29 protein-coding genes are annotated in these 26,414 nt (G+C 62.8%); 20 read left to right on the forward strand and 9 right to left on the reverse strand.

The window, feature by feature from the left end:
• The first annotated feature begins 20 nt into the window (after window positions 1–20).
• From A2I95_RS19495 to A2I95_RS19575, 17 genes are all read left to right on the forward strand, one after another.
• Window positions 21–2,087 (forward strand): hypothetical protein, encoded by a 2,067-nt coding sequence (locus tag A2I95_RS19495; protein ID WP_291732343.1) that lies wholly within the window; start codon window positions 21–23, stop codon window positions 2,085–2,087.
• Window positions 2,087–2,755 carry a hypothetical protein gene (locus tag A2I95_RS19500; protein ID WP_291732344.1) on the forward strand — a complete coding sequence of 223 codons (669 nt, stop codon included), beginning with the start codon at window positions 2,087–2,089 and terminating at the stop codon, window positions 2,753–2,755. The genes A2I95_RS19495 and A2I95_RS19500 overlap by 1 nt, the downstream gene beginning before the upstream one ends.
• Before the next feature lie 3 nt (window positions 2,756–2,758).
• Entirely contained in the window at window positions 2,759–3,418 is a 660-nt protein-coding gene (locus A2I95_RS19505; RefSeq protein WP_291732346.1) for a hypothetical protein, read from the forward strand.
• Window positions 3,418–3,855 carry a hypothetical protein gene (locus tag A2I95_RS19510; protein ID WP_291732406.1) on the forward strand — a complete coding sequence of 146 codons (438 nt, stop codon included), beginning with the start codon at window positions 3,418–3,420 and terminating at the stop codon, window positions 3,853–3,855. The genes A2I95_RS19505 and A2I95_RS19510 overlap by 1 nt, the downstream gene beginning before the upstream one ends.
• Window positions 3,852–7,964 (forward strand): DUF1983 domain-containing protein, encoded by a 4,113-nt coding sequence (locus tag A2I95_RS19515; protein ID WP_291732348.1) that lies wholly within the window; start codon window positions 3,852–3,854, stop codon window positions 7,962–7,964. Before A2I95_RS19510 ends, A2I95_RS19515 begins: the two co-directional genes overlap by 4 nt.
• Before the next feature lie 13 nt (window positions 7,965–7,977).
• The gene (locus tag A2I95_RS19520; protein WP_291732351.1) at window positions 7,978–9,087 is read left to right on the forward strand and encodes a hypothetical protein; all 1,110 of its coding nucleotides are present in this window, start codon (window positions 7,978–7,980) and stop codon (window positions 9,085–9,087) included.
• Between the two features lie 11 nt (window positions 9,088–9,098).
• Window positions 9,099–9,431, forward strand: coding sequence for a hypothetical protein (locus tag A2I95_RS19525; protein WP_291732353.1), 333 nt, complete (start codon window positions 9,099–9,101; stop codon window positions 9,429–9,431).
• Complete coding sequence (locus A2I95_RS19530; protein ID WP_291732355.1) at window positions 9,428–9,850, forward strand: DUF4376 domain-containing protein; 423 nt, start codon at window positions 9,428–9,430, stop codon at window positions 9,848–9,850. Before A2I95_RS19525 ends, A2I95_RS19530 begins: the two co-directional genes overlap by 4 nt.
• Before the next feature lie 36 nt (window positions 9,851–9,886).
• On the forward strand, window positions 9,887–10,237 hold the full coding sequence (locus A2I95_RS19535; protein ID WP_291732358.1) for a hypothetical protein: 351 nt from the start codon (window positions 9,887–9,889) through the stop codon (window positions 10,235–10,237).
• The gene (locus A2I95_RS19540; protein WP_291732360.1) at window positions 10,224–10,346 is read left to right on the forward strand and encodes a hypothetical protein; all 123 of its coding nucleotides are present in this window, start codon (window positions 10,224–10,226) and stop codon (window positions 10,344–10,346) included. The genes A2I95_RS19535 and A2I95_RS19540 overlap by 14 nt, the downstream gene beginning before the upstream one ends.
• A 2-nt stretch (window positions 10,347–10,348) precedes the next feature.
• Entirely contained in the window at window positions 10,349–11,098 is a 750-nt protein-coding gene (locus tag A2I95_RS19545) for a M15 family metallopeptidase (RefSeq protein ID WP_291732363.1), read from the forward strand.
• Complete coding sequence (locus tag A2I95_RS19550; RefSeq protein ID WP_291732366.1) at window positions 11,095–11,520, forward strand: bacteriophage spanin2 family protein; 426 nt, start codon at window positions 11,095–11,097, stop codon at window positions 11,518–11,520. The genes A2I95_RS19545 and A2I95_RS19550 overlap by 4 nt, the downstream gene beginning before the upstream one ends.
• Window positions 11,514–12,752: a sigma factor-like helix-turn-helix DNA-binding protein gene (locus tag A2I95_RS19555; protein ID WP_291732368.1), complete on the forward strand. Its 1,239-nt coding sequence runs from the start codon at window positions 11,514–11,516 to the stop codon at window positions 12,750–12,752. The genes A2I95_RS19550 and A2I95_RS19555 overlap by 7 nt, the downstream gene beginning before the upstream one ends.
• Window positions 12,752–12,985 (forward strand): hypothetical protein, encoded by a 234-nt coding sequence (locus A2I95_RS19560; RefSeq protein WP_291732369.1) that lies wholly within the window; start codon window positions 12,752–12,754, stop codon window positions 12,983–12,985. The genes A2I95_RS19555 and A2I95_RS19560 overlap by 1 nt, the downstream gene beginning before the upstream one ends.
• On the forward strand, window positions 12,972–13,442 hold the full coding sequence (gene ssb / locus A2I95_RS19565; protein WP_291732371.1) for a single-stranded DNA-binding protein: 471 nt from the start codon (window positions 12,972–12,974) through the stop codon (window positions 13,440–13,442). The genes A2I95_RS19560 and ssb overlap by 14 nt, the downstream gene beginning before the upstream one ends.
• 51 nt (window positions 13,443–13,493) lie before the next feature.
• Complete coding sequence (locus A2I95_RS19570; RefSeq protein WP_291732373.1) at window positions 13,494–13,781, forward strand: hypothetical protein; 288 nt, start codon at window positions 13,494–13,496, stop codon at window positions 13,779–13,781.
• 89 nt (window positions 13,782–13,870) lie between these two features.
• Window positions 13,871–14,875: a hypothetical protein gene (locus tag A2I95_RS19575; protein ID WP_291732376.1), complete on the forward strand. Its 1,005-nt coding sequence runs from the start codon at window positions 13,871–13,873 to the stop codon at window positions 14,873–14,875.
• 1,116 nt (window positions 14,876–15,991) lie between these two features.
• On the opposite strand, the gene A2I95_RS19580 is transcribed toward A2I95_RS19575, so the two are convergent.
• The 7 genes from A2I95_RS19580 to A2I95_RS19610 form a co-directional block, all read right to left on the reverse strand.
• Window positions 15,992–16,912, reverse strand: coding sequence for a nucleoside hydrolase (locus A2I95_RS19580; RefSeq protein ID WP_291732378.1), 921 nt, complete (start codon window positions 16,910–16,912; stop codon window positions 15,992–15,994).
• Between the two features lie 16 nt (window positions 16,913–16,928).
• Window positions 16,929–17,606: an aminoacyl-tRNA hydrolase gene (gene pth / locus A2I95_RS19585; RefSeq protein ID WP_291732380.1), complete on the reverse strand. Its 678-nt coding sequence runs from the start codon at window positions 17,604–17,606 to the stop codon at window positions 16,929–16,931.
• Window positions 17,607–17,682: 76 nt separating this feature from the next.
• Entirely contained in the window at window positions 17,683–18,924 is a 1,242-nt protein-coding gene (locus tag A2I95_RS19590) for an FAD-binding oxidoreductase (RefSeq protein WP_291732382.1), read from the reverse strand.
• A gap of 139 nt (window positions 18,925–19,063) precedes the next feature.
• Complete coding sequence (locus A2I95_RS19595) at window positions 19,064–19,702, reverse strand: 50S ribosomal protein L25/general stress protein Ctc (RefSeq protein ID WP_291732385.1); 639 nt, start codon at window positions 19,700–19,702, stop codon at window positions 19,064–19,066.
• Between the two features lie 137 nt (window positions 19,703–19,839).
• The gene (locus A2I95_RS19600) at window positions 19,840–21,006 is read right to left on the reverse strand and encodes an alpha-hydroxy acid oxidase (protein ID WP_291732389.1); all 1,167 of its coding nucleotides are present in this window, start codon (window positions 21,004–21,006) and stop codon (window positions 19,840–19,842) included.
• Between the two features lie 140 nt (window positions 21,007–21,146).
• A complete protein-coding gene (gene trpA / locus A2I95_RS19605) occupies window positions 21,147–21,938 on the reverse strand; it encodes a tryptophan synthase subunit alpha (protein ID WP_291732391.1) in 792 nt (263 codons plus the stop codon).
• 93 nt (window positions 21,939–22,031) lie between these two features.
• Window positions 22,032–22,529, reverse strand: a complete 498-nt coding sequence (locus A2I95_RS19610) for an acyloxyacyl hydrolase (protein WP_291732394.1) — start codon at window positions 22,527–22,529, stop codon at window positions 22,032–22,034.
• Window positions 22,530–22,735: 206 nt separating this feature from the next.
• Here A2I95_RS19610 and ychF point away from each other — a divergent pair, with 206 nt between their 5' ends.
• From ychF to A2I95_RS19625, 3 genes are all read left to right on the forward strand, one after another.
• The gene (ychF, locus tag A2I95_RS19615; RefSeq protein WP_291732396.1) at window positions 22,736–23,833 is read left to right on the forward strand and encodes a redox-regulated ATPase YchF; all 1,098 of its coding nucleotides are present in this window, start codon (window positions 22,736–22,738) and stop codon (window positions 23,831–23,833) included.
• Between the two features lie 174 nt (window positions 23,834–24,007).
• Complete coding sequence (locus A2I95_RS19620; protein WP_291732398.1) at window positions 24,008–24,385, forward strand: DUF2237 domain-containing protein; 378 nt, start codon at window positions 24,008–24,010, stop codon at window positions 24,383–24,385.
• A gap of 116 nt (window positions 24,386–24,501) precedes the next feature.
• A complete protein-coding gene (locus A2I95_RS19625) occupies window positions 24,502–24,822 on the forward strand; it encodes an antibiotic biosynthesis monooxygenase (RefSeq protein WP_291732400.1) in 321 nt (106 codons plus the stop codon).
• A gap of 56 nt (window positions 24,823–24,878) precedes the next feature.
• Here the strand turns inward: A2I95_RS19625 and trpB are convergent, their stop codons facing one another.
• Both trpB and A2I95_RS19635 read right to left on the reverse strand, forming a co-directional pair.
• On the reverse strand, window positions 24,879–26,138 hold the full coding sequence (gene trpB / locus A2I95_RS19630; protein WP_291732402.1) for a tryptophan synthase subunit beta: 1,260 nt from the start codon (window positions 26,136–26,138) through the stop codon (window positions 24,879–24,881).
• A 65-nt stretch (window positions 26,139–26,203) separates the two neighbouring features.
• Window positions 26,204–26,414 (reverse strand): hypothetical protein (locus A2I95_RS19635; RefSeq protein ID WP_291732404.1); only part of this gene is annotated, 211 nt, incomplete at its 5' end.

Genomic DNA, 26,414 nt, shown 5'->3' on the forward strand with positions numbered 1-26,414 from the left:
TGAACTTGTGAGGCTGTATTATGAGCGGCACTGATTTGGAGCGGCTGAACATCATTCTGGCCGCCCGCGACCGTGAGTTTGCCAAGGCGATGGACCGCAATATCCGGCGGGTTGAGCGCTTTGCAAAGCGGTCTGATAAGCACCTGTCCAATGTGTCCCGCAAGTTCGACGTGATGGGGTTTGCGGCCAAGCGGGCGGCGCCCCTGCTGGCGGCCTTTGGCGCGGCCAGGGTGATTGGCAAGCTGAAGGGCACTGTGGCGGCGCTGGATGATATCGGCAAAACCGCGGATAAAATCGGCCTGACCACAGACGCGCTGCAGGAATTGCGCGCCATTGCCGAAAGCGCAGGGATTGCGCAGGGGTCTTTGGACAGCTCGCTGGAGCGGTTCAATAAGCGGCTTGGAGAGGCGGCACAGGGCAGCGGTGCGGCGGCCAAAACGCTGAAATCATTGGGGCTGGAGGCCAGCGACCTGGCCACCATGGGTCTTGATGCCTCGCTGTCGGTGGTGGCTGACCGCATTGCGGCCTTGCCCGATCCGACACAGAAGGCCGCGGCCGCAGCAGCGCTGTTCGGCCGCGAAGGTGTGGCCATGGTCAACCTGTTGCGCGAAGGCAGTGACGGCATGGCCAAAATGCGCCAGGAGGCCCGTGATTTGGGCATCGTCATTGATGAAGACCTGATCCGCGGCGCGGAACAATCGCAAACCCAGCTGGACCTGATGGGCCGGGTGATCAGCGCGCAGCTGAATAGTGCGCTGATCGAAATGGCGCCGCTGCTGGTTGCCGGAGCAACGGCAACGGCCGATTTGGTGCGGGCGATCAATTCCGGCATTGATGCGTATCAGAACTGGCTTAACCCGCAGTCCAATCTGCAGATTGCCACCGAAAACCTGGTGCTGGCCATGGGCGATGAAATCCGCCAGTCCCAGCTGCTGGACCAGGCCCTGGGCAAGGGGATCACATTCAGCCAGGCGGCTGCCAAGGCAAAGCTGGAGGAAGCCACGGCCCGGCATGAGAACGCCAAGGCAGCCGTTGCCGAGCATAAGGCAATGGTGTTGGGGTCTGAGGATTGGGCAAATCTCTCCACCCAGATCAGCCAGGCACAGGGCGCTGTCAGGGCCACAGAAGGCCCGCGCCCTGACGATACAGTGAGCCGGATGGGGGATGCCTATGAACAGCAGCAGCTGGTGCTGGCGCAGCTGATTAAAGACCGCCAGGAAATGCTGCGGCTGGATAATGAACTGGCGGACCAGCTGGAGCGCACCGGCCAGAATATGGCGACGCTGCAGGAAGCCATCGGTAATTCCGGCGGCGGTCTGGTTTCGGTTGAAGGCTCGGTGATTAATCCGATTGAGCCGAGCCAAAAGGGCGGGTTTCAGAGCACCGCGGATGCAGCAAAGGCATCTGTGCCGGAGCTTACTGACTATGCCGCTGTTGTTGAGCGGATCAAGGGTGCTTTGGGCGATGCTGTCCAGGTTGGCGGTGGCTATCAGGATATGCTGGCCCAGCTGCAGGCCATGCATGAGGCCGGGCTGCTGAGTGCGGAAGACTATGAAAAGGCTGTGGGCACGGTTGAAGACAGGTTTGCCCAAACAAAAAACGCCTCGGACAGTCTCCGCGCCAGTGCGGCGCAAACCTTTACGGATATTGTGACCGGCGCCCAAAGCGCCAGTGATGCTATCTCGGGCCTGCTGAGCAATTGGGCACAGATGTTCGCTAATGCCGCATTCACCGGTTTTCTGAAAGATACAGGCATCACTGACTGGGCGGGCGACCTGCTGAGCTTTGACGGCGGCGGTTATACCGGCAGCGGGCCGCGTTCCGGCGGCTTGGATGGCAAGGGCGGATACCTTGCCATGGTGCATCCGGATGAAAGCGTGATTGACCACACCAAAGGACAGTCTGGGCCGTCTGGCGGCGGCGGTGGTGCGGTGCAGATTACGGTGCAGGTAGATGGCGCCACCGGAAATTCCGAAGTGCAGGAAATGGTGCAGGCGGGCGTTCGTCAGGGCTTGCAGGAATATGACCGGGTGCAGCTGCCGCGGTCTGTGGCGGCAATCCGTAAAGACCCCCGGAGGATTGGATAATGGCAATGGTTTTCCCGCTTCCGCGGGCTGAATTCCTGAACCTTTTGCGAGTGCAGGAAGTGCGTTTTCAGTTGGATTTGCAACGCCAGATCACTGGCCTGGCAGGTGGTGAAATTCTGTCTGCCGAGGTGGCGCCGCCGCTGTGGCGTGGTGCCGTTAGCTTGGCGCCGATGAAGAAGCGCACGGCGGCGGAGGTGCAGGCGCTGATGGCGATGCTGGAGGCGCCCGGCCGGTCGTTTGAAGCCTATAAGGCGCAGCAGGTTGGCCCTGCTGCTGATCCGCAGGGCGCGGCGCTGACCGGATTTGCACCACAGCTTGCTGAGGTTCACAGCGCCGATCCTGCACGGATCAAGCTCAACCAATTACCGCCGTCTTATGAGCTTTCGGCGGGCGATTTCCTGGCATTTAGCTACGACAACGGGTCCGGCGCCCGCAGGGCCTTGCATCAGGTGGTGCAGGGCCGCGCCGCGGATGCCACCGGCGCAACCGCCAGTTATCTGACTGTGACCCCGGCGCTGCGGGCGGGTGCGACGGCGGGGGCGGCTGTGGATCTGCTGCGGCCGCACTGTCTGGCGGTGCTTGTTCCGGGGTCGGTTAGTTACGGCATAACCCGAGGAAACACGACAAGCGGAATGGGTTTTGAGTTCCGCCAGACCTTGAGGGGGTGAGCCATGCGGATATTTGATAGCGGCACCAGCGCACTGCTGGCCGCCCGCGGCGGTCTGGCCGCGGTGCGCCTGGTCTGGATCAGCGCGCGCAACCGCTCCAGCGGCCAGGTGGAAACCATCGGGCTGTGCAGTGCAGAGGATGATCTGACGGTGCAAATCGGCGCCGAAACCCGGACCTATTCCGGTGCGGGCGGCCTGCTGCAGGCGGAGCCGATCACCGCTGGGCCGGGGCTGTCGGTGCGGGTGCATCAGCTTCAGCTGTCCGCCATTGCCCCCGAGGTGGAGGCGCTGGTGAAGGGCTATGATACCCGCTTTGCGCCGGTGGAAATCCACCGCGCCCTGCTGGACCCGTCCACCCGCCTGCTGGCCGGGGAGCCGCACCGGGTGTTTCGCGGCATGATCAACGCCATTACCTTTCCCCGCGCGGAGGCGGGCGGCACCCCGTCCTGTTCCATTGAGGTGGTCAGCGAAACCCGTGTTCTAACCCGCACCCTGGGCCTCAAAAAATCCCATGAGAGCCACAAGGCGCGCGGCGGCGATAAGTTCCGCCAATATGGCAATATTTCCGGTTCGGTGCCGGTCTACTGGGGGGAGCAGCGGATTGACACTGCGCCCGTAGCAGCGGCCCCCGCCGCCGCGCCCGAAGTTCGGTTGGGCAAGTGATGGATCTTTCTGCACCGGCTCTTGCACCGTCGCCCCGTCTGCCGGACTGGCGGCCGCGGCTGGCCGCTTACGTGGCACGGGTGGCCCGGCTGCCGTTCCGGCCGGGGCAGCATGATTGTGCCCTGTTTGCTGCTGGGGCCGTTGAAGCCATGACCGGCGCTGATCTGGCAGCGCCCTGGCGCAACACCTACCGGCGCCTTTCTGAAGGCCAGGCTGCGCTGCAGGCGTCCGGGTTTGAGGATCACCTGGCGTTGGCCGCGTCCCTCTTTCCAGAAGTTCCCGCCGCCCTGGCGCAGGCGGGGGATTTGGCGGTGTTTCCGTCTGACGGCCGCGGCGCGGCGCTAGGGATTGTTCAGGGGGCTGCCGCCTATGTGTTGCGCCCTGAGGGGCTGGCACTTGTCAGCAGACTGCATATTGAAAGGGCGTTCAGCGTATGAGGGATAAGGCAACATTTGCTTCCGTTCTGGCGGTGGCGCTGCTGGCGCCGGTTGCGGCTGCGGCGGACCCGATCACCGCCTGGGTGGCGTCCACCTTTGCTGTCAGCGCCACAACTGCGGCATTTGTTGTCCGCATGGCGTTTTCCTTGGCGCTGTCTGCGCTGTCTACGGCTCTGGCCAAGAAGCCGCAACAGCGGGCGGGGATCAAGACCGACACAACCACCTCGGGCGGCGCCAATCCGCAAACTTTTATCCTGGGGAAGTACGCCAGCGCTGGCAACATGGTGGCGCCGCCGTACAGCCACCCGAATGACGGCGCGGCGCCAAACCACTGGCTTACCTATGTTGTGGACGTGTCGGACATTCCCGGCGTCCAGCTGTCGCGGGTGATGGTTGCGGGCGATTATGTGGATGATCTGGTGCCTGTAGATGCAGGGGAAACCCATCAGAAAAAGGGGATGTTTACGTCTGCGGGCGCGCATTTCTGGATAAATTGGCACGACGGCAGCCAGACCGCCGCCGATGCCTGGATGCTGGACAATTATTCTGATCACCCGGAGCGTCCTTGGTCGGAGGATATGGTGGGCACTGGCGTGGCCTATGCGGTGCTGACCTTTGTTTATAACCGCAAGCTGTTCAGCCAGCTGCCCGCCGTCCGGTTCGAGGTGAAGGGCATCCCGCTCTATGACCCCCGGAAAGATAGCAGCTTTGGCGGTTCCGGTGCGCAGCGATGGGCGGACCCGTCTACCTGGGAATATACCGAAAACCCTATTGTGATGGTTTATAACATCCTGCGCGGCATTACTCTGACGGATGGAACCCGTTGGGGTGGCAAGGCTGCGGTGGAGGACCTGCCGCTAGACAGCTGGTTTGCGGGCATGAATGAGTGCGATATGCAGGTGCCCAGAAAGAATGGCGGCACTGTTGCCCAGTACCGTGCGGGGTTGGAGGTGTCGCTGGACCAAGAGCCTGCCGAGGTGATTGACCAGCTGCTGAACGCTTGCAGCGGTGAGATTGCCGAGGTCGGCGGCACCTATAAGGTGCGAGTTGGTCCGCCGGGATTGCCGGTGTATTTCCTCAGCGATGAGGATGTGGTGGCGGACCAGCCGCAGAGTCTGGCGCCCTATCCTGGGCTGGACGGGGTGCATAACGCTATCCACGCCAGCCATCCAAGCCCGGCTGCGCTGTGGGAAACCCGCGATGCACCCCCGCGCTACAACGCGGATTGGGAGGCTGAGGACGGCGGCCGCCAGCTGGTGGCGCAAGTGGATCTGCCTGCGGTATGGTCGAACAATCAGGCGCAGCGCCTGATGAAGGCTTGGATTGATGATGAGCGCCGTTTCCGCCGCCATAGCCTCACCCTGCCGCCGGATGCTGCAGTGCTGGAACCGCTGGATACCCTGGGGTGGACCAGCGCTCGTGAGGGCTACACCTCAAAAGTGTTTGAGGTTGGGGAAATCACCGATGATCTGGTGAACTGCCTGCAGACCCTGGCAATCCGGGAGCGGGATGCCGCGGATTTCTCCTGGGATGCGCAAGCGGATGAGGTGGAGATTGCGGACCCAAGTCCGGTTGTTGTGCTGCCCGCGCCGCGTCAGGTGCCAGGATTTGATCTTCTGGCGCATATCCTTTCGGATGGTGCAGCGGCACCTCGCCGCCCGGCGTTGCGGCTGATCTGGGATGCCTCAGTGTTAGCGGAAGCTGACGTATTGGAGTGGCGGCTGCAGCTTGCTGATGGCACGCCTGTGGCCTCGGGGACAGTTGCGGATGCGTCCGAAGGGGAAGTGATTGTGTCGGGCGGCGTCCTGCCTGCAACTGGATACAGGGCCAAAATGCGGGTGTTGTCCCGTCATGGCGGCGAATGGACTGACTGGGCCGATGCGGCAACGGAAGATTTGCGCCTGGGTACTGGGGATTTGTCGTCCGCTGCTTGGCAGGCAATCTCCGATGATGCCACTGCGGCCGCCGCTGCACTGGATGACCAGCTTGTCCTCGACAAGATCGCGCCGCTGGAAAGCGCAGTGCAGCGGGATCTGGCCATCCGCGATGTGCAGAGTTTCCATGCCGCCGAAGCGCTGGGGGTGATCGGGGACAAAGTGCTGTGGGCGATAACCAAGCTGTCCGAAATCGACGGGCGCCTGGCGGACGCCGGGATTTATCAGGACCCGGCAACCGGCACGGTGCGGATCTACGGCGTGGACGCGGAGGCCGAACGGATCAGCACAGCGGAAATCAGGCTGTCCGCTGCGGAAGCCTCCATCACACTTTCGGCGACGCAAGCCTGGGTCAATCAGCAGATTTCCAATGCCGTGCTTGATCCCAGCCAGATCCCCGTTGTCGGCGACCTGCAGGTGCGGGTTAACCAGGTGGAAGCGGATCTGGACGCCGCAGAAGCGGCAATCGCCCTCCGCGCCACGCAAACCGAAGTGGACGGGATGGAAGCCCGGCTGAGTTCGGCAGAGGTGGACATTGACGCGGCGCAAGAGGCCATCACTCTGAAGGTGGATCAGGCGGATTTTGACGCCGCCGAAAGCCGCCTGTCCACGGCTGAGGTGCAGATCAGCACCCTGGACGGCCCGGCCATCACTCAGACCGTTAGCGACGTGCGAACTCTGCATGATCAGTTTGGCGCCCAGGATGTTGCCACCCTGGAGCAATTGCTGCTGGCTTATGAGCAGCGCGAAGCCCTGAAAACCCAGATTGCCTATGCCACTCAGGATATCCGGGCGCGGGTGGATGATGACCGTTCCGCAACAGCGGCGATCACTGCAAGCCTTGGTGTGGCCATTGAAGACAGCGTGGCGCTGATCGAAGCCGAAAAGCTGGTGCGCGCTAGCGGCGACGCCGCACTGGCCAGCACTATTGATGCTCTGGAGGTCCGTCTGGATGGCGACATTGCAGCGCAGGCCACCGCCACCTCCGCGCTGACAACCCGTGTCAGCACCGCAGAGGGAGCGATCACCAGCCACAGCCAGAGCCTGATCAGCCTTGAGGCCCGCCTGGACAGTGCGGAAGGGGGTATTTCCGGTCAGGCCACCGCGCAATCGCAACTGGATGCGCGGGTTACCAGTGCGGAAGGCGTGATCACCAGCCACGGCCAGAGCCTCATCAGCCTGGACAGCCGTTTGGATGATGCCGAGGGCAATGCTGCCGGACAGGCCACCGCCCTCAGCCAGTTGGACACCCGCGTGAGTGATGCCGAGGGGGAGGTTTCCAGCCAGGCCACGGCCATCACTCAGCTGCAATCCGACGTAGGGGAAAACAGCACCAGCATTCAGCAAACACTGCAGACTGTGGACGGGGTGATGGGGGAATACACCCTGCGCATCGACAACAATGGCCATGTGGCCGGCATGGTGGTGCGGTCTGATCTGGATGACGAGGGAGAACCCGCATCCGAGATCGCGTTTCAAGCGGACAAATTCGCAATTGTCTCACCTGATGGCGCGCAAAAGAGCAGCCCTTTTGTGGTCTATACAGAGGACCGCACGATCAATGGCCGGGTGTATCCAGCGGCCACCTACATGGAGAACGCTTACCTTGGGGCGGCATCCATCGGGCGTGCTGAGATCGCAAATGTGATTAAGAGCGACGACTATGTGCAGGACGGCAACGGCATTCCAACTGCCGGGATAAAGATCAACTTTGACACCGGGCGGATCAAGGCGGCGGGGGTGGTTCTGTCCCGGCCTATGGTCCTGGCGCAGGGCGCGTTCACGATCACAGGCGATGTGTATGGCGGATCCCGCTGGGCCTTCGTGAATACCGGCATCCGGGTTGGCAAGTCCGACGTTTGGCAGGCGAGCAATGTTGCCCTTGTGGCAGCGGCAGCGATCACATCCGGCGCAACAGCGCCGGGCGGCCTTGATCCTAGCAACACCTTTTGGACGCTCAACGCCGCAATCCAGCCCGGCGCGCGCTGGAATGGATTTGGCGGCGGCAACGCCGATCCGGCGGCGTCCTGGCGCAAGGACCCGGCAGCGCTGGTGAACCCTTATTGGTCCAGCGGCAGCGATCAGCGGGTGTTCTTGGCAATCGACCTCGAAACCATCGGGGGCGTCTATTTCAACAACCCGAAAATCGAATGGACAGTGTTCCAGGTAACATAAGGAGGGCAGCCCTATGGCGTGGCCAAAGACAGGAACAGTCAGCGTTGTGAACGGCAGCGCAATCGTCACCGGAACCGGCACCAGCTTCTTTGGCAGCGCGCAGGCGGGCTGGGGCTTTGTCGGCCCGGACGGGCGGGTCTATGAGGTGCTGGAAGTCAACAGCGGCACGGTCCTGACAATCACCCCTGTGTACCAGGGCGCAACCGCAGCTGGGCAGATCTATGCCCTGTTCCCCACAATGTCGCTGGCGCATGACCTGGTGGCCAGCGTGCAGGCGCTGACCGGCACGTTTCAGGCCATTGCGGACGGTCCCGGCCAGGGCAAGTTTTCCACCGATGTGGTGAAACTTGGAGATGAGGATACTGGTCTCGGCTGGCCCTCCAGCAATGAGGTGGCGCTGAAAGCAGGGGGCGACTGGCAGCTGCGCCTCAAGGACGGCCAAGCCAGCGGTGCGGCGGTGCAATCCAGCGCCACGGATTCCGCTGCAGGCAAGCTGCTGCTAGCAGGGGCATTTGGGCTTGGCGCCAATTCCACCTCTGCCCCGCCATCGAATGACATTTCCGACGGTATTCCGAGCGGGTTTTACACCACCGATGCCGATACAACCGGAACAGGATCGGAGACGCCTGTTAACGGCCCGCTGCTGCATGTGCAGCGAGGGGGTGGCACGGGCAGCCCAGGTGCGTTCCAAATTTGGCAACGTGGGGTAGGCAACTTGCTCTACCGGCGGTTCGCTAGCGGGGTGCCTACCGATTGGGCCGAGTTTTTCACCAGTGCAAACATTCTTGGCACAGTCTCCCAGTCCGGCGGCATCCCTACCGGCGCCGTGATCGAGCGCGGCAGCAATGCCAACGGCGAGTATGTGCGGCTCGCCGATGGTACCCAGATCTGCACCATAGCAATCACCGCGGATAGCGGAGCCGACTCTGTTTGGACCTTTCCGGCGGCGTTCTCAACAACGACAAATCTTGCCGTTCACGTGACCGCCCGGTCCTCAGCAAATGCGATCATCGGGGGCGCGCGGGCACCATCAGTTTCGGCAGTGTCCTGGAACGCGCACAACACTGCTGGCGGGCGAACTGCAACGCCTTGCAGCCTCAGGGCCGAAGGCCGCTGGTATTAAAGGAGATCATCATGAAAGTTACTTGCATCTGTGTGGCCGGTCTGCCCCGTCAATCTGAAACCAGCGCCAGCGTGAACGGCGATGTGATCACTGTCGATGGCGTGCCCTTTGATCTTTCCGAAGTGCCTGACGGAGGCTTTGCTGACCCTGAGGGCGAAAACCACCCATTCATCGGACGCATCGAGCGGATCAATGGCGGGCTGCATGTGCGGCTGCGCTGGTTCTATTCCGGTGCCGCTGCAGAACCGGACCAGCCTGCTGTCCCGCCTGTGTTCATGGTCATCATCGGCGCGGTGCCTGATCCCATTATCCGCAAACCCCTGACCAGCGAGGTTGAAGCATGAGCTTTTCCCTGAAAATCACCACGGCTGAGCAGGTCGCAGCGGCGGCCCGCACTGCGCTCCTGTCCGATCTGGCCGATACCCGGTGGGACGTCCAAAACAGCGGCATCACGCTGCCCAGCGGCTTCCACGCCCGCACGGACCGCCTGACCCGCGCGGACCTCACCGAAGCTCTGAGCGCTCTGCAACTGGGCATCAAAAGCGAGCCGTTCTCATGGAAGGCCCCGGACGGCTGGGTCAAGCTGACACGCCTGGATCTGGAGCAGATCACTGCTGCCGTCGCGGCCCATGTGCAGAGCTGTTTTGATGCTGAAGAAGCGGTTGAGGCGCAGGTTGCGGCGCTTGGTGATGCGGAGCTGGCCGGGTTTGATGCGGAGGCTGCTTTTGCCGCCGCTCTGGCCGCTTTTCGCGTGGGTGAATAGCACGGTAAAACGTGCAAAAGTCAAGAAAGGTGGGCGATGATATTCCGGGGACTTGGGGCGGCAGACCTGGCCGCCTGGCTGCAGAGCGATGCCGGGGCGGCGGCGCTGGCCGGGGCGGCGGGCGGCTTGGTGCGCTGGCTGACCCTGCGGGAAAACTGGCGTGATGGTGTGGTGTCGCTGGTGGTGGGCAGTATCTGCGCCATTTACCTCGGCCCGCTGGTGGAGCCGGTGCTGGCGCCGGTGGTCGGCAAGATAACTGCGGGCGGCGATGCCGCGGGATTTTCCTCTTTTGTGGTCGGCCTGGGCGGCATCGGGTTTTCGGGGTTTGTGATTGAAACCCTGCGCCGCTTCCGCGCCGAGAAAGCGGCGGCCGATGGCAAAAAATGAGGCGGCCAAAAGGGCCGCCAAGCGCGCGGCCTGGCGGGAACTGCGGTTCCTGATTGTTGCGCTGCTGGCCTCAGCGGGCTGGCTTATTTCCCTCTATCTCAAGGTGTAGGCATGTATTCAGACAGGGTTAAAAATGCGCAGCGGCTGCTGCGCGCAGGCGCCAATTACCGCGGCGCTATCGACGGCAAGGCCGGGCCGCAAAGCCTGGCGGCCGCCTGGCGCATCCCCGGTGTTGAGCAGCTGGCCATTGCGGGCGAATGGCCAGCGGTGCGCCGGGTCATTGCAGCGGCGCAGCTGGTGCTGGAACGGGCGGGCCATGATCCTGGCCTGATTGACGGCTTTTGGGGGCCGTCCACCGATGCCGCCTTTGCAGCCTGGCGCGGCACCGGGCTGCCGGTGCGCGGCATGGATAAGGCGGAGCGGTTCGGCCCGGCCGGGTCTGCCGCCTGCACTGCAGGCGTTGTGCGGGTGCCCTGGCGCATGGTTCTTGCCTGGGATGATACCCAGGTGATTACCAGCTTCCGCTGCCATGAACTGGTGGCGCCAAGCGCGCAGCGGGCCTTTGACCGGATCGGCGCGGCGCACAGCCTGGTGCAAATCCGCGGCCTCGGCCTGCACCTGTTCGGCGGCTGTTTCAATCACCGCACCATGCGCGGCGGCACCAGCCTGTCCACCCATGCCTATGGCATTGCCATTGATTTTGACCCGGCCCGCAACCGGCTGCGCTGGGGCCGCGATCAGGCCCGCCTGGCGCAGCCGGACGCCACCCGCTTCTGGGAAATCTGGGAGGATGAGGGGTGGACAAGTCTGGGCCGCGAAAAAAACTTTGACTGGATGCACGTCCAGGCGGTGCCGGTGTGAGGCGGGTTTTGCGCGGCTATGTGGCCGCAGGTGCCTGTGTGGCCCTTCTGGCCATCCTGGGCGCCTGCAGCGGCCCTGTGAGGCTGGCGGGCCAGGCGGCGGCTGCCGCGGGTGTTCTGGGCGGCGGCGGACCCAAGGCGGCGGCCAATGTGCAGGCGGGCAAGGCAAATGCCCAGGTGCTGGGGCGGTCCCAGATCAGTGAGCAAAAGCTGTTGCGCCCGCAGGCGCGCACGATCGAGCAAAGCGCCGGGGAGACAGCTGTGCGGGCCGAGGCGGTGCAATCCGTCACGGTCCGCAACGGGGTGCCGCCCTGGGTCTTGCTGCTTGCTCTTGGGGCGGCAGTGGTGGCCGGGGCGGCTTTGAGTGATGAAATCCGCAGCCTCTTGGCGCGGCGAAAGAGCAAGGGGGAACAGCCATGCTGACGGACAGGCAGCGCCAGGTGGTGGATTTGAAGGACGGCAAGGGGCTGACCTTTAAGCAGATCGGGGAGCAGCTGGGCGCGGATAAAGCCAGCGTCCATAAGAGCTATCACGCGGCAAAGAAAAAGCTGGCGGATAAGCAGGCCCGGCTTGATCCGGGTATCCGCAAGACGCTGGACAAGCTGGGCATGGGCGAATTGCCCGGCCTGCATTCCGGCTGGGTCCACAAGGAAGATGCGGAAACCGGCGAATGGGCCAGCAGCTATTTCTTCCTGGGCAAGGACGGGGCGCCGGAGGCGGCAGACCTGGAGGCTGTGCTGGAGGATGCGGTGGCCAATGTGTTCCGCGGCGATCTGGCAAAACCGGCCCGGCCGCAGCCCGTCGGTGAAAACCTGCTGGTGGTGGATATTGCGGATTTGCATATTGGCAAGCTGTGCGTGTTTGAGGAAACCGGCTTTGCCTATGACCGGGCCGAGGCGGTGCGCCGCGGTATTGAGGGCACCCGCGCGCTGCTGGAGAGGGCGCAAAAGCACGGCGTGGCGCATATCCTGTTTGTGCTGGGCAATGACGTGATTCACATCGACAAACCCGGCCGCACCACCACCAGCGGCACCCCTCAGGATACCGACGGCACCCTGGCGGTGATGTTTGACGATGCCCTGGCCTTCTATGTGGCCTGCATTGATATGTGCCGCCAGGTGGCACCGGTCACGGTGCTTTACTGCCCGTCCAATCATGACTGGTTCACCGGCTTTGCCCTGGCCCGTGCGGTGCGGGCCTGGTTCCGGGATTGCCCGGAAGTGAATGCCAGCGATTACAACACCAGCCACAACCACCGCAAATATTTCCGCTTTGGCGCCAATCTCCTGGGCTTCACCCATGGCGACGGCGCAAAGGAGGCGGATTTGCCCGCGCTGATGCTGGATGAGGTGCCGCAGCACCTGGACGGCGGCCGCCGCCGCTATTGGTATCTGCACCACCTGCACCACAAGATCGGCAAGCGCGGCCGCGGCACCCAAAAGCGGCAGACCGAAAAAGACCTGATCGGCATGACGGTGCTGCGCGATGATGCTGGGCTGGAGGATACCCAGGCGCCGCAGATCGAATATGTGCGCTCGCCATCGCCGCCGGACGGCTGGCACCACCGCAACGGCTATGTGAACCGCCAGGCTGTGGAGGTGTTCTTGCACTGCCCGCATGACGGCCAGGTGGCGCGTTTCACCGGGTGGTTCTGATGGCGGCCGGGCAAAGCCGCCGGGGCAGCCTGCTGGAGGCGCTGGCCAATGTGGTGCTTGGCTGGGGTGTGGCGGTGCTGGCAAACCTGGCGGTTCTGCCCGTCTTCGGGCTGCCGGTGACGCCGGGCCAGGCGGCCGGGATCGGTGCCGCTTTTTCCGCAATATCGCTATGCCGTAGCTATGTGCTGAGACGGATTTTTGAGAGGTTCAGAAAGCGGAATGGGACGGATTAACAAGGTTATTCTTGTGGGGCACCTCGGGCGCGACCCTGAGGTGCGCAGCTTCAATAATGGCGACAAGGTGGCAAATCTCAGCGTTGCCACCACAGAGCGCTGGAAGGACCGCAACAGCGGCGAGCAGCGGGAAAAGACCGAGTGGCACCGGGTGGCGATCTTTGGCAGCCTGGCGCGGGTGGCGGAGCAGTATCTGCGCAAAGGCTCGCATGTGTACCTGGAGGGCAAGCTGGAAACCCGCAAATGGCAGGACCAGAGCGGCCAGGACCGCTATTCAACCGAGGTGGTGCTGAAACCCTACGATGGCACCATGGATATGCTGGACAAGCAGGACGGCGGCCAGGGCGGCAGTAATGGCGGCGGGTATGACAGCCAGGGCGGCGGCCAGGGCGGCCCCCATGCTGGCGGCAACGGCGGCGCTGCTGGCGCTATCGATGATGACGAAATCCCGTTCTAGCTAGGTGTGATCATGGGGCCATGTGCAAAAGCGCGTGTCAGATGCACGCTAGTGACGAAATGCGGCGACTATGTGGTTGGCGAAAACTGGTGCCTGAACCCGCAGAACAGCTGCCCGCGGCTGCCCCGTGAGGGGTACGAAAAATGCGCTTCGGTTTGCCGCCAGATCGGGCACGCCGAGGCGGTGGCCGTCCGCCTTGCCGGAGAGCACGCCGCAGGCGCGCGCGCGTATCTGGAGGGGCACACTTATGCCTGCCAGTCCTGCCAGGAGGCGCTGTTCGGTGCGGGTGTCGAAAGCCTTTCAGTGTCGCCGCCGCCAGTTAAGAAAGATGAGGTGTGAAAGTGGGAACCCGCAAAGATGATATTTGGCCGGAAGATTATTGGGGCTTCCTTGGGATGCCCGCCAAGCCGCAAAATGAGGAATTGCGTATGGAAAAAACGCAGCAGGGCTGCCCGGTGGAGTTCCGCAAATTCGGTTATGTCTGCACGGACTGCGGCGCTGCGGATTTTGGCGGCCGTGATTTGTGCGCCAGCAAGGGGGAGCGGATGGCGCGCCGCCGCCAGGCGATGCTGGAAGCCGGTGTGGACTGCCCGGCGGAACAGCTGACCGGCAGCAAAGCGGATACTGTGCTCTGCGATGAGGTGGGGGTCAGCAAACAATGCCTGGAAGCGTTTGCGGCAGGTTTGTCTGGGCGGAAGGTGTTTGGCATCGACCGGGCCGCCGGGCCGGACCGCACGGTGCATGTTGAAATCACCCGCATGGGGGATGCAGGGCCGGAGCTTGCCGCCTGCCGCCATGCCGCCCCGGCCGCCTTTGATGCGGTGGCGCCGGAGCCGGTTCTGGAGGTGCCGGAGCACGCGCCGCGGGTGATTGGTCTCTGCGGCCTGGCCGGATCGGGCAAGACCACCGCGGCGGAGTTCCTGGAGGGGCTGGGATACATCCGAATTGCCTTTGCTGATCCGCTGAAAGCCATGCTGCGCGCCCTGATGGCCTCTGCCGGGGTGCCGGAGGATTATGCGGAGCGGATGCTGGCGGGCGACCTGAAAGAGGCGGAGATTGTAGACCTGGGCGGCCGCAGCCCGCGCTATGCCATGCAGACGCTGGGCACCGAATGGGGCCGCAATCTGATGCACCCGGATTTCTGGGTGGAAATTGCCATGCGTCGGGCACGCGACATTCTGGATGCGGGCGGCCGGGTGGTCTTTGAGGATGTGCGCATGGCCAATGAGGCGGCGGCTGTCCGGGGCACTGATGTGGACCAGCTGATGGGCGTCCGCCAGGTCTGGCAAGTGAAGGGCCGCGCGGCGGAGATTGCCAAGGACGGAGAATTCCATAGCTCTGAACGGCTGGATGTGGAGCCGGACCTGGTGCTGGACAATTCCGGCTGTCTGGAGGCGCTGGAGGCCCAGGTGCTGGAGTATATTCTGGGCTGACCGGTCCGCACGGTAAAGCGTGCTTTGCATGGTGCCTGCGGCGCGTCCTTCGGGTGGCGCCGCCGCGGCCGGGGCTTTGTAAGGCCCCGGCCTTTTTGTGCCTGCGGCGCGCGGCCGGGTGTGCATTTTGCGAAACCCATGCGAAACCCGTGCAAAATCCGTGCAGCCCTGTTTTGCTGCCCTTGATTTTTAAATTAAATCAGCACCATGACGGTGCAAGTAACTCCCCTGCTAAGGGAGTAGGCCCGGAAGGGTCTCGAGGGTTCCAAGGACGGAGAATTCCATAGCTCTGAACGGCTGGATGTGGAGCCGGACCTGGTGCTGGACAATTCCGGCTGTCTGGAGGCGCTGGAGGCCCAGGTGCTGGAGTATATTCTGGGCTGACCGGTCCGCACGGTAAAGCGTGCTTTGCATGGTGCCTGCGGCGCGTCCTTCGGGTGGCGCCGCCGCGGCCGGGGCTTTGTAAGGCCCCGGCCTTTTTGTGCCTGCGGCGCGCGGCCGGGTGTGCATTTTGCGAAACCCATGCGAAACCCGTGCAAAATCCGTGCAGCCCTGTTTTGCTGCCCTTGATTTTTAAATTAAATCAGCACCATGACGGTGCAAGTAACTCCCCTGCTAAGGGAGTAGGCCCGGAAGGGTCTCGAGGGTTCGAATCCCTTCGTCTCCGCCACCCATGCTTTTTGCATAAGATTCAATGACTTATGAATGGGTGACCACACACAAAACCACACACGCTGGACACACACGTTTATTCTCATTGGCTTGCTTATTTCTTGGCTGCCGCATTCATCCGTGTACAGCTACAAATCATAGCCCGAATTGCTCGCCTAGGCATATCACGCGTTGAGTTTCTCCGCCTAGTGAAGCCATCCGATCCTACTAGTGGCCTATGGCCTTGGGTGCAGAAGGAAAAAGCGGGCAAAGACGCGGGGTGGCGCTGATCCTGCCCGTCAAAGCTGCAGCGGCAGCTTGCATTTGGAGCCAATGCCCGCCCCGCAGACCGCGGAGCAGCGCATCCTGTTGTCCGGTTGCCCGTGATCAAACCATCAAGCTGATATCGACAGTCTTCGCAAAGAGAAACGCCCCGGGGCAAGGAGCGCAATACCGCGCCCGGAGTTACGGCAACAGCGCCAAGCGCCGCAAAAACAGCGATTTCACCGCGTCCGCCTCTACCGTCATGCAGACTTTGACCGGCGCCCGTGCGCTGTCCGGTGCAGCCAGGGTCGCGCCGGAGGTTTCGCCCTCGCAGGACACCTCAAGCGGCACGTCGCGCATTCCGAACAGGTCCGGATGGGTGCAGGCAATCACCGCCGCAGGGTCGTGCAGCGAGCAACCGTTGAGGCCGGCAACCTCCCTGTAGAACTTGATATAGAAATGCGACATCTCCTGCAGCATGCCGCCCAGGTCCGGCGACTGTGCAGCGATGGCAGCAAAATCCTCCGGCCGGCACAGGATCCGGTGAGTGACATCCAGCCCGACAAACACCACCTTGCTGCCCCCCTTGCAGACCACATCCGCGGCGTGCGGGTCGTGGTAGATATTGGCCTCGGCGTGCGGCGTGATATTGCCGCCTTCTTCCAGCGAGCCGCCCATCACCACGACGGATTTCACGTTGCGGATGAAGTCCGGGTCACGCTGCATCGCCAATGCAATGTTGGTCAGCGGGCCGATCGGGCAGACTACCAGCTCTCCCTTATGCTCCCGCGCCATGCGGCACAGGAAATCCGCGGCCTCCTCGTCCAGCGGTTTGCCCTTGGGCTCTGCCGCCGGAATGTCGCCAAAGCCCTCTTCGCCATGCACATAGGCCGAGGGTTTGAAGGGCGGCAGCAGCAGCGGCGTTGTGGCACCAGCAGCGACCGGCACATCCAGCCCGGCGGCCTCCAGCAGGCGCAGCGCATTGCGGGTGGCGGTGGCGGTCGTCACATTGCCGAAGATCGTGGTCAGACCCAGCAGATCAATATCCGGCGCCGCGGCGGCATAGAAGATCGCCATCGCATCGTCGATGCCCGGATCGGTGTCGATAATCAGTTTCACCATCTGCCTGTCTCCCGGTTTACTTGAACTTGCCCATCAGCTTTTCCAGTGGCGAGCGGGTGTCCGGCGCCGGCTCTGCCTTGGCGGGCTGTTTCACCTCAGCCTTGGGCTTGGTGGTGGAACTGCGCGGCGGCGCCACGCGCAGGGCAACCGCATTCATGAACTTGCCGCCGTCGCCCTTGGCCAGGTCTGCGGCACCGTCGGAGATGCCGCGCATCACATCGTCCAGCCAGCCTTCATCCGCCTTGGGGAAATCGCGCAGCACATAGCCCGCGACCGCGTCCTTGTGGCCCGGATGGCCGATCCCCAGCCGCACCCGCGCATAATCGGCACCGACATGCGAATGGATAGAGCGCAGCCCATTGTGGCCGGCATGGCCGCCGCCCTGTTTCATGCGCGCCTTGCCAGGTGCCAGGTCCAGTTCGTCATGCAGAACCACTACGTCCGCCGGCGTCAGCTTGTAAAACCGCATCGCCTCGCCCACTGACTGGCCGGACAGGTTCATGAAGGTCTGCGGCTTCAGCAGCAGCACCTTTTCGCCGCCCAGATTGCCCTCGCTGATCAGTGCCTGGAACTTGGATTTCCAGGGGGAAAACCCGTGATCGCCGGCAATCCGGTCCAGCGCCATAAAGCCGATGTTGTGGCGGTTGCGCTCATATTTCGGGCCGGGATTGCCAAGGCCGACAAAGAGTTTCATGGGCGGTGCTCAATCTGCGTGTCAAGGAAACCGAGTGATGCCCTATTTGGACGGCGGAATCCAGTGCCGCGCGGCGTCAGGCAAAGGGGCGGGTAGCGGCATAGGGGGCCAGATCCACATTCGGCTGACCGCCTTCCGCAAGATCGGCGATCAGCCGCCCGGTGATGCCGCCAAGGGTCAGCCCGATGTGCTGATGGCCAAAGGCGTAAAGCACCCGCTCCGACTGCGGACTGCGGCCAATCACCGGCAGCGAGTCGGGCATGGTTGGGCGGTAGCCCAGCCATTCGCTGTCCGGGTCCGGCAATGCGCCCAGCATCTCTGCCCCCTTGCGGGCGATATAGGCCAGCCGGCGCTTGTTCATGGGCGCATCCAGCGCTGCGATCTCCACCGTGCCGGTCAGTCGCAGCCCCTGTGCGTGTGGCACCGCATAAAACCCAGCCTCGCCCCAACCCACAGGACGGGTCACCCGGTGCGCCTCATCCTTGAACATAAGATGGTAGCCACGCTCAGTGCCGAGCGGCAGCTTATCCGTCCCTGCTCCCTTGATCCGTTTCGAGAACGCGCCGCTGGCAATCACCGCATGGGCCGCAGTGATGCTCTGCCCTTCCGCCTGCACCTCCACGCCCGTGCCCGAGGCCCGGACCGCCTCTGCCTTCGCCCGCAGTGTGGTGCCGCCGAGTTCCGTAAAGGCCCGGTGCATCCGGGTGATGAATTCCTGCGGGTCGCGCAAGTGCCGTGCGGCGTGAAAATGCACCGCGCGTTTGACCGGCGACTGCAGGCCCGGCTCCATCTCTTGCGCCTCATCAGGTGCGACCTCGCGCCAGGGCACGCCCAGCGCTCGGCGGCGCTCAAGCCCTGCCGTCGCTGCCTCGGCAGCCTTCACAGTTGACCAGACTGACAGCTGGCCGCGCTCGACCACCAGATCCTGCGCGTCCGCCGCCTCGATCAACGGATTGATCCCGGCATCTGCGTGCGAGAGCAAATCCGCCAGTTGGCCCGCAATCCGCCGCGAAGGCGCCGCACGGCAATTGGCCAGAAAGGACAGCATCCAGCGCGGATTACGCAGCGCATGGGCGTATGACAGCGACAGCGGGCTATCCTTGGAGAACATCAGCTGCGGCAGGCTGGCGAGCACCGACGGATCATTCACCGGCAGGCAGGCATAGGTCGCCAGGGTGCAGGCATTGCCGTAGCTGGTGCCGGATCCGGGCGGTTCAGGGTCCAACAGCAGCACCTTATGCCCGCGCATCTGCGCCCACAGCGCGCAGCTCATCCCCACCGCGCCAGCGCCCGCAATGGCAATGTCAAAATCCGCCATGCCCGTTTCTCCCCTGTCCTCAGCCGGAAATGGGACAGCGGTGCAGGGAAAAGTCAATCACTTGCTGTCAGGCGCACCGCCCACAAGAAAACGGGCCCCCGGATGGGAGCCCGCCAGCCGTTCCGCTTGGGAACAGATCTTATTCTTCTGCAGCTTCCAGCGCTTCGCCGTCTTCGCCTTCACCGTCTTCGTCATCCGACGCGGTCAGGCCGCCCGGGGATGCGATGTTGGCAATCACAAAGTCGCGGTCAATGGTCGGCTTGGCGCCGGCCGGCAGATCGATCGACGAGATAGTGACAACGTCGCCGATGTTCAGGCCTGCCAGATCGACAACCAGCTTCTCGGGGATGTCGCCGGCGGTCACAACCAGCTCAACCTCGGGGCGGGTCACGTTCAGCATGCCGCCTTTTTTGACACCGGGTGCTTCGTCCTCGTTGATGAACTCAACCGGGATGTACAGGTTGACTTTCGAAGTGCGGCGCAGGCGCATCAGGTCGAGGTGGGTCGGCAGGTCCTTCACCACATCGCGCTGAACGTCGCGGCAGATCACGCGCACGTCGTCCTGGCCTTCGACCTTCAGATTCCACAGGGTGGATTTGAACTGGCCGGCTTTCAGCTTTTTCAGCAGAACGTTGAACGGGATCTGGATCGCAACGGGATCCACATCGCCACCGTAAACAACGCCCGGTACCATGCCTGCGCGGCGCGCAGCGCGAGCGGCGCCCTTGCCCGTCCCCGCACGTACTTCGGCGACGAGATCAGGAATCTCTTTTGCCATGTCTATTCTCCAATGTATCTAGGGCGGAGTGCCTCCAAGGCTGTCACCCCGCGTGAAGCCGTGCCTATAGACCGCTTGCGGCAATTTTGGAAGGGGTAAAGCCCCCCGAAAGACCCCGCTCAGGCCCCGCTCATGCGTTATTCCTGCCAGCGCCCGCCGAAATCCTGCGGCACCAGCAGATTATGGCGCCCAAGGCCCTCGACCGAGCGTTCGCCGCACAACGCCATGGTGGTGTCCAGCTCCTTGCGAATCACCTCCAGCGCCTCGGTGACGCCCTTTTGGCCCCTTGCCCCCAGCCCGTAAACAAAGGCGCGGCCGATCATGGTGCCCGTGGCCCCCAGCGCCAGTGCCTTCAGCACGTCCTGGCCGGACCGGATGCCGCTGTCCAAATGCACCTCGACGTCATTGCTTACGGCATCCATGATCTGCGGCAGCATCCGGATCGAACTCAGCACCCCGTCCAACTGCCGCCCGCCGTGGTTCGACACCACGATGGCATCGGCGCCCAGCTTGGCAGCCATCTTGGCGTCCTCAGCGTCCAGGATCCCCTTCAGGATCACCTTGCCGCCCCACAGCTCCATCAGCTTTTCGACCTTGCCCCAATCGAGCGCCGGGTCAAACTGCTCGGCCGTCCAGGCCCCCAGCTGCGAGGTGTCCGAGACCCCCTGCACATGGCCGACGATATTGCCGAAATTGCGCCGTTTGGCGCCCAGCATCTGCAATCCCCAGGTCCATTTGGTCATCAGGTTGGCAATGGTGGCCGGCGTCAGCTTGGGCGGCGCGGACAGGCCGTTCTTCAGATCCTTGTGGCGCTGGCCCAGGATCTGAAGGTCCAGCGTGATCACCAGAGCCGAGCATTTGGCATCCTTGGCCCGCTGGATCAGGCGGCGGATGTAATCCTCGTCTTTCATCGTATAAAGCTGGAACCAAAACGGCTTGGAGGTCGCCTCTGCCACTTCCTCGATCGAGTTGATCGACATGGTGGAGAGGGTGAACGGCACCCCGAAGTCTTCCGCCGCGCGGGCCGCCTTTATCTCGCCATCGGCGTGCTGCATCCCCGTCAGCCCGACCGGCGCCAGTGCAACCGGCATCGCCACATCCTGGCCGATCATCCGGCTGGCCGTCGTGCGCCCGGTCATGTCCACCGCCACCCGCTGGCGCAGGCGGACCTGCTCAAAATCCGAGGTGTTTTCGCGGAAGGTCTGCTCAGTCCAGCTGCCGCTTTCGGCATAGTCGTAGAACATCCGCGGCACACGGCGTTCATAGATGCGCTTCAGGTCGTTGATATTGGTGATCACCGGCACTGGACTTTCTCCCGCTTTCTTTTGGTAAAGTTTTCTTACCAATTGATCGCGGCAAAGGCAACGCCGCGATTGCCGCACCCCAGAGACGCAAAAAGCCGCCCCCGAAGGCGCGGCTTTTCAAATCAGGCTATGTCCGAGCGTCAGCCCTGGTGCGCGCCATCCGCCAGGGACTTTACAAATGCCAGCACCTCGGCCGGAGATTTGCCCGCGCCGATCTGGCTGACAATGGCACTGCCCACAACCGCGCCGTCCGAGATCGAGGCGATGTTCTGCGCCTTCTCGGGCGTGTTGATGCCAAAGCCCACGATGATGGGCAGATCGGTGGCCGCCTTGATGCGGGCGACCTCGGGTCCAACGTCGGTGGCCTCGGCCTCAGCCGCGCCAGTGATGCCGGTGATCGAGACATAATAGACAAAGCCGGAGGTGTTCTGCAGCACCTTGGGCAGGCGCGCATCGTCAGTTGTCGGGGTTGCCAGGCGGATGAAGTTCAGCCCTGCCTTTTGCGCCGGGATGCACAGTTCGTCATCCTCTTCCGGCGGCAGGTCCACCACGATCAGCCCGTCGATGCCAGCCGCCTTGGCGTCGTCCAGAAAAGTGTCCACGCCGCGGTTATAAATCGGGTTGTAATAGCCCATCAGCACAATCGGAGTCGTGCTGTCTTCCTTCCGGAAATCCGCTGCCAGCTGCAGCGTCCGTTCCAGCGTCATGCCGCCGTCCAGCGCCCTCTGCCCGGCCAGCTGAATAGTCGGGCCGTCCGCCATCGGATCGGTGAAGGGCAGGCCCAGCTCGATGATGTCCACGCCGGCCCCAGGCAGTCCCTTCACCACTTCCAGAGAAGTCTCATAGTCGGGGTCGCCCGCCATCACATAGGTGACAAAGGCTTTCTTTCCGGCGGCGTTCAGGTCGGCGAATTTGGCATCGATACGGGTCATGGGCGGGCCTTTTGAAATCTGTCCGCCCCGGTGTGCCGAATGTTGCGCGGGAAATCAATCCCGGGCCGCGCCGCAGCCCGGTGAATGCGTCCCTTAGCGGCTCAGCGGAACATGCCAGCGCAGGGTCAGCGAGTTCACGCCCGGGTTCTCATCCGCGGTGGAAGCGTTGGATTTGTGGCTGAACGCCAGCGACACAGCCTTGCCGTTCTGGAACCGCTTACCCACCGCTAGCAGGCTGCGGATCTCGAATGCAGACCCCAGATCATTGCCCGGCTCGCTGTCGTGATAGGCACCGGGCATCACGCTGGTCTCAATGAACCAGTTGTTGTTCAGGTCGATCGTTCCGCTGATGCCGACACCGGCAAAGATATCACCGGTCTCCTGCACTTCCAGCCCGGCGCCGAACCGGGCCGACAGGCGCCCGCGTTCGTGAAACGGCGTGTGCAGGTAATCCAGCGCAAACACGGCGCCGTCTTCAGCGACTTCCCGGTGGTAATCGGAGTATCCCAGACCCAGCGTCACTTCCTGCGCCGCAGCAGGCATGGTCATGGCAGCACCAAGTGCCGCCGCCAGCAAAGCTGTGTTCTTCATTTCAAGCCCCTCACGGTATTAATTGTTTGGCTCTAAGATATTTATCTGCCCTGCTTTTCCAAGCTGCATCACGAAAAAGCAATATGAGGGCTTACTGTGCAGCCCCGCACAAAAGCCGATTGTGGCACATATGCCAGCCATACGTGCCTTGCACGGGCGTCCAATGGTGCCTAGAAGCAGCTCCCAAGTGGTATCAGGAGGCCGGCATGGGCTTTAAAATGGGAATCGTCGGCCTGCCCAACGTGGGTAAATCGACACTGTTCAACGCGCTGACCAAAACCGCCTCGGCGCAGGCGGCCAATTTTCCGTTCTGCACCATCGAACCCAATGTGGGGGAAGTGGGCGTGCCGGACGCGCGGCTGGACAAACTGGCGGCGATTGCCGGCTCCAAGCAGATCATCCCGACCCGGATGACATTTGTCGACATCGCAGGCCTGGTCAAAGGCGCGTCGCAGGGCGAGGGGCTGGGCAACCAGTTCCTGGCCAACATCCGCGAAACCGATGCCATTGCCCATGTGCTGCGCTGTTTTGAAGACGGCGACGTGACCCATGTGGATGGCCGTGTCGATCCGGTGGCCGATGCCGAGGTGATCGAGACCGAGCTGATGCTGTCAGACCTTGAAAGCATCGAAAAGCGCCGCGCCAACCTGGTGCGCAAGCTGAAAGGCAACGACAAGGAGGCCCAGCAGCAGGACCGCCTGCTGGCCGAAGCACAGGCGATGCTGGAAGACGGCAAGCCCGCCCGCCTGGTGGAGGTCGACGCGGACGACGCTAAGGCCTGGAAGATGCTGCAGCTTTTGACCACCAAGCCGGTGCTGTACGTCTGCAACGTGGGCGAGTCGGAATCGGTTGAAGGCAATGCGCATTCCGCCAAGGTCGCGGAAATGGCCGCGGCGCAGGGCAATTCCCATGTGATCATCTCGGCCCAGATCGAAGAAGAGATCAGCCAGCTGGAAGCCGACGAAGCCCAGATGTTCCTGGAGGAAATGGGTCTGGCCGAGGCCGGTCTCGACCGGCTGATCCGCGCCGGTTACGAACTGCTGCATCTGGAAACCTATTTCACTGTCGGCCCGAAAGAGGCCCGCGCCTGGACCATCCGCACCGGCACTGCAGCGCCGCAGGCGGCCGGCGTGATCCATGGTGACTTTGAGAAGGGTTTCATCCGCGCCGAGACCATCGCCTATGATGAATTCATTGCCTGCAATGGCGAGCAAGGCGCCAAGGAAGCCGGCAAGATGCGGGCCGAAGGCAAAAGCTACGTCGTCAAAGACGGAGATGTGCTGCACTTCCTGTTCAGCAAGTAACCCGAGGATTGCAGCCTGATTTTCAACCGCCCGTCAGCCCGCCTGGCGGGCGGTTTGCGTTTTACAGCCCGCTGGGGCAATCCTGAGCGCAGCAGATATCTCTCACCTGAATTCCCGGGACCGGCTGCGCAATCGCGCTACCATTACCCGCAAACGCGTCAAGGACAGACTTTCATGGAAAAAGACGACAGTCTCAACGTTCTGGGCAGCGCACTGGCGCCCTGCTCCACCGCGCCGGTGACCGGCTTTTTCCGCGATGGGCACTGCAACACCTGCGCCGAGGATCACGGCAGCCACACTGTCTGCGTGGTGACCACAGCCGAGTTTCTGGCGTTCAGCAAATATGTCGGCAACGATCTGTCCACCCCGCGGCCCGAGTTCGGCTTCACCGGCCTGCAGCCCGGGGACCGCTGGTGCCTGTGTGCTGCCCGTTTTCTGCAGGCCGCAGACGAAGGCTGCGCCCCCAAGGTACATCTGGAGGCCACGCATCAGCGTGCGCTGGAGATCGTGCCGCTGAGCGTGCTGCAAAGCTATGCAGCCGACCCGGCCTGATCTGCCGCATTGACCTGCTGCGGGATGTATCGTTATTGCATCGTCAAGCCAGCCTGCCGGACCCTCGCCTGCGCCAGCCTCCCCGCATTTCGCCACACCTATAAGGAGGCTCCTGCATGAGCTATATCGCCATGAACCGCTTCAAGATCCGCCCGGGCCGCGAAGCCGATTTTGAGACCATCTGGAAACAGCGGGAAAGCCGCTTGAAAGAGCTGAAGGGGTTCCGTGAATTCCGCCTGCTGAAAGGCCCGGAGGGTGAAAATCACCGCCTCTATTCCAGTCACGTGATCTGGGACAGCCGCGCGGATTTCGAGGCCTGGACCAAATCCGAACAGTTCCGCGCCGCGCATCGCGATGCGGGCAAACGCGAAGGCGAAAGCCCGATCCTGGGGCATCCGCAGTTCGAAGGGTTCGAAACCGTCCTGCACGAGGCCTGACCCCAAAAGAAAAAGGCGCCCCGCAGAGCGCCTTTTGCGTTTCCGGGAAGCGCCCGTTACTCCTCGAAGCTGCGGCCTTCTTCGGTGTCGGACATATCGAACCCCAGGTGCTTGGCGACGGTGAACACGTCCTTGTCGCCGCGGCCGCACATGTTCATCACGATGATGTGGTCCGATGGCAGCCTGGGCGCGATCTTCATCACATGGGCCAGCGCGTGCGACGGCTCCAGCGCCGGGATGATGCCCTCGGTGCGGCAGCTGACCTGAAAGGCTTCCAGCGCTTCCTTATCGGTGATCGAGACATATTCGGCGCGTCCGGTTTCATGCAGCCAGGAATGTTCCGGCCCAATTCCCGGGTAATCCAGACCTGCGGAAATCGAATAGCCTTCCTGAATCTGGCCGTCCTCATTCTGCAGCAGATAGGTACGGTTGCCGTGCAGCACGCCGGGGCGGCCGCCGGTCAGCGACGCGCAGTGCTGGATCCGGTCATCCACCCCCTTGCCGCCGGCCTCAACCCCGATGATTTTCACCGAGGGGTCATCCAGGAACGGGTGGAAAAGGCCAATGGCATTGGAGCCGCCTCCGATAGCGGCAATCACAGTATCCGGCAGACGGCCTTCGCCCTCCTGCTCGGCCAGCTGCCAGCGGACTTCCTTGCCGATGATCGACTGGAAATCGCGCACCATCGCCGGGTACGGATGCGGGCCGGCCGCGGTGCCGATGCAATAGAAGGTGTCGCGCACATTGGTCACCCAATCGCGCAGCGCGTCGTTCATCGCGTCCTTCAGTGTACCGCGGCCCGACGTGACCGGGATGACTTCAGCGCCCAAAAGACGCATGCGAAAGACGTTCGGAGCCTGACGCTTCACATCATGGGCGCCCATGTAGACGATGCATTTGAGGCCGAACTTGGCGCAGACGGTGGCGGTGGCCACACCATGCTGGCCCGCGCCGGTTTCAGCGATGATGCGGGTCTTGCCCATACGGCGTGCCAGCAGGATCTGGCCCAGCACATTGTTCACCTTATGCGCGCCGGTGTGGTTCAGCTCGTCGCGCTTCATATAGATCTTGGCGCCGCCCAGTTCTGTGCTGAGCCGCTCGGCGTGGTACAGCGGGCTGGGGCGGCCGACGTAATGCGTCCACAAATCTTTCATCTCGGCCCAGAAGGAAGGATCGTCCTTGGCCCGGTTGTATTCTTCCTCAAGGCTCAGGATCAGCGGCATCAGGGTTTCCGAAACAAACCGCCCGCCAAAGATGCCGAAACGCCCCTGTTCATCCGGACCGTTCATGAAGCTGTTGAAAAGATCGTCGGCCATGGTTGTTCCCTCTCTCGCAGCGCCCGCAATGACTATAGCGCGCCGCTGCCTTGGTAAAGAGGGGTTCATGCAAGCAGGTTCATCCGGCGCAGGCCGCTGCCCTGCCAGAATATCTTGTGTGGATGTATATGGACCCCGCCTGATTGCAGCGGTCTGGCTGGCTCTGGTCTGGAGATCACGATTGCTGATGTATATCCGGCTTCTTTGAGCGGCCCGGCATTTCGTCGCCGCGAGCCCCGATGGGTTTCCGCTCGCTTCTTCCTCAATGGCTCCCAG

This window comes from Leisingera sp. F5, from assembly GCF_001593695.1.

Excerpts from the sequence above, each read along its gene's own strand:
- A2I95_RS19495 (WP_291732343.1), top strand. The coding sequence starts at position 21 with ATGAGCGGCACTGATTTGGAGCGGCTGAACATCATTCTGGCCGCCCGC.
- A2I95_RS19500 (WP_291732344.1), top strand. The coding sequence starts at position 2,087 with ATGGCAATGGTTTTCCCGCTTCCGCGGGCTGAATTCCTGAACCTTTTG.
- A2I95_RS19505 (WP_291732346.1), top strand. The coding sequence starts at position 2,759 with ATGCGGATATTTGATAGCGGCACCAGCGCACTGCTGGCCGCCCGCGGC.
- A2I95_RS19510 (WP_291732406.1), top strand. The coding sequence starts at position 3,418 with ATGGATCTTTCTGCACCGGCTCTTGCACCGTCGCCCCGTCTGCCGGAC.
- A2I95_RS19515 (WP_291732348.1), top strand. The coding sequence starts at position 3,852 with ATGAGGGATAAGGCAACATTTGCTTCCGTTCTGGCGGTGGCGCTGCTG.
- A2I95_RS19520 (WP_291732351.1), top strand. The coding sequence starts at position 7,978 with ATGGCGTGGCCAAAGACAGGAACAGTCAGCGTTGTGAACGGCAGCGCA.
- A2I95_RS19525 (WP_291732353.1), top strand. The coding sequence starts at position 9,099 with ATGAAAGTTACTTGCATCTGTGTGGCCGGTCTGCCCCGTCAATCTGAA.
- A2I95_RS19530 (WP_291732355.1), top strand. The coding sequence starts at position 9,428 with ATGAGCTTTTCCCTGAAAATCACCACGGCTGAGCAGGTCGCAGCGGCG.
- A2I95_RS19535 (WP_291732358.1), top strand. The coding sequence starts at position 9,887 with ATGATATTCCGGGGACTTGGGGCGGCAGACCTGGCCGCCTGGCTGCAG.
- A2I95_RS19540 (WP_291732360.1), top strand. The coding sequence starts at position 10,224 with ATGGCAAAAAATGAGGCGGCCAAAAGGGCCGCCAAGCGCGCGGCCTGG.
- A2I95_RS19545 (WP_291732363.1), top strand. The coding sequence starts at position 10,349 with ATGTATTCAGACAGGGTTAAAAATGCGCAGCGGCTGCTGCGCGCAGGC.
- A2I95_RS19555 (WP_291732368.1), top strand. The coding sequence starts at position 11,514 with ATGCTGACGGACAGGCAGCGCCAGGTGGTGGATTTGAAGGACGGCAAG.
- A2I95_RS19560 (WP_291732369.1), top strand. The coding sequence starts at position 12,752 with ATGGCGGCCGGGCAAAGCCGCCGGGGCAGCCTGCTGGAGGCGCTGGCC.
- ssb (WP_291732371.1), top strand. The coding sequence starts at position 12,972 with ATGGGACGGATTAACAAGGTTATTCTTGTGGGGCACCTCGGGCGCGAC.
- A2I95_RS19575 (WP_291732376.1), top strand. The coding sequence starts at position 13,871 with ATGGAAAAAACGCAGCAGGGCTGCCCGGTGGAGTTCCGCAAATTCGGT.
- A2I95_RS19580 (WP_291732378.1), bottom strand. The coding sequence starts at position 16,912 with ATGGTGAAACTGATTATCGACACCGATCCGGGCATCGACGATGCGATG.
- pth (WP_291732380.1), bottom strand. The coding sequence starts at position 17,606 with ATGAAACTCTTTGTCGGCCTTGGCAATCCCGGCCCGAAATATGAGCGC.
- A2I95_RS19590 (WP_291732382.1), bottom strand. The coding sequence starts at position 18,924 with ATGGCGGATTTTGACATTGCCATTGCGGGCGCTGGCGCGGTGGGGATG.
- A2I95_RS19595 (WP_291732385.1), bottom strand. The coding sequence starts at position 19,702 with ATGGCAAAAGAGATTCCTGATCTCGTCGCCGAAGTACGTGCGGGGACG.
- trpA (WP_291732391.1), bottom strand. The coding sequence starts at position 21,938 with ATGACCCGTATCGATGCCAAATTCGCCGACCTGAACGCCGCCGGAAAG.
- A2I95_RS19610 (WP_291732394.1), bottom strand. The coding sequence starts at position 22,529 with ATGAAGAACACAGCTTTGCTGGCGGCGGCACTTGGTGCTGCCATGACC.
- ychF (WP_291732396.1), top strand. The coding sequence starts at position 22,736 with ATGGGCTTTAAAATGGGAATCGTCGGCCTGCCCAACGTGGGTAAATCG.
- A2I95_RS19620 (WP_291732398.1), top strand. The coding sequence starts at position 24,008 with ATGGAAAAAGACGACAGTCTCAACGTTCTGGGCAGCGCACTGGCGCCC.
- A2I95_RS19625 (WP_291732400.1), top strand. The coding sequence starts at position 24,502 with ATGAGCTATATCGCCATGAACCGCTTCAAGATCCGCCCGGGCCGCGAA.
- trpB (WP_291732402.1), bottom strand. The coding sequence starts at position 26,138 with ATGGCCGACGATCTTTTCAACAGCTTCATGAACGGTCCGGATGAACAG.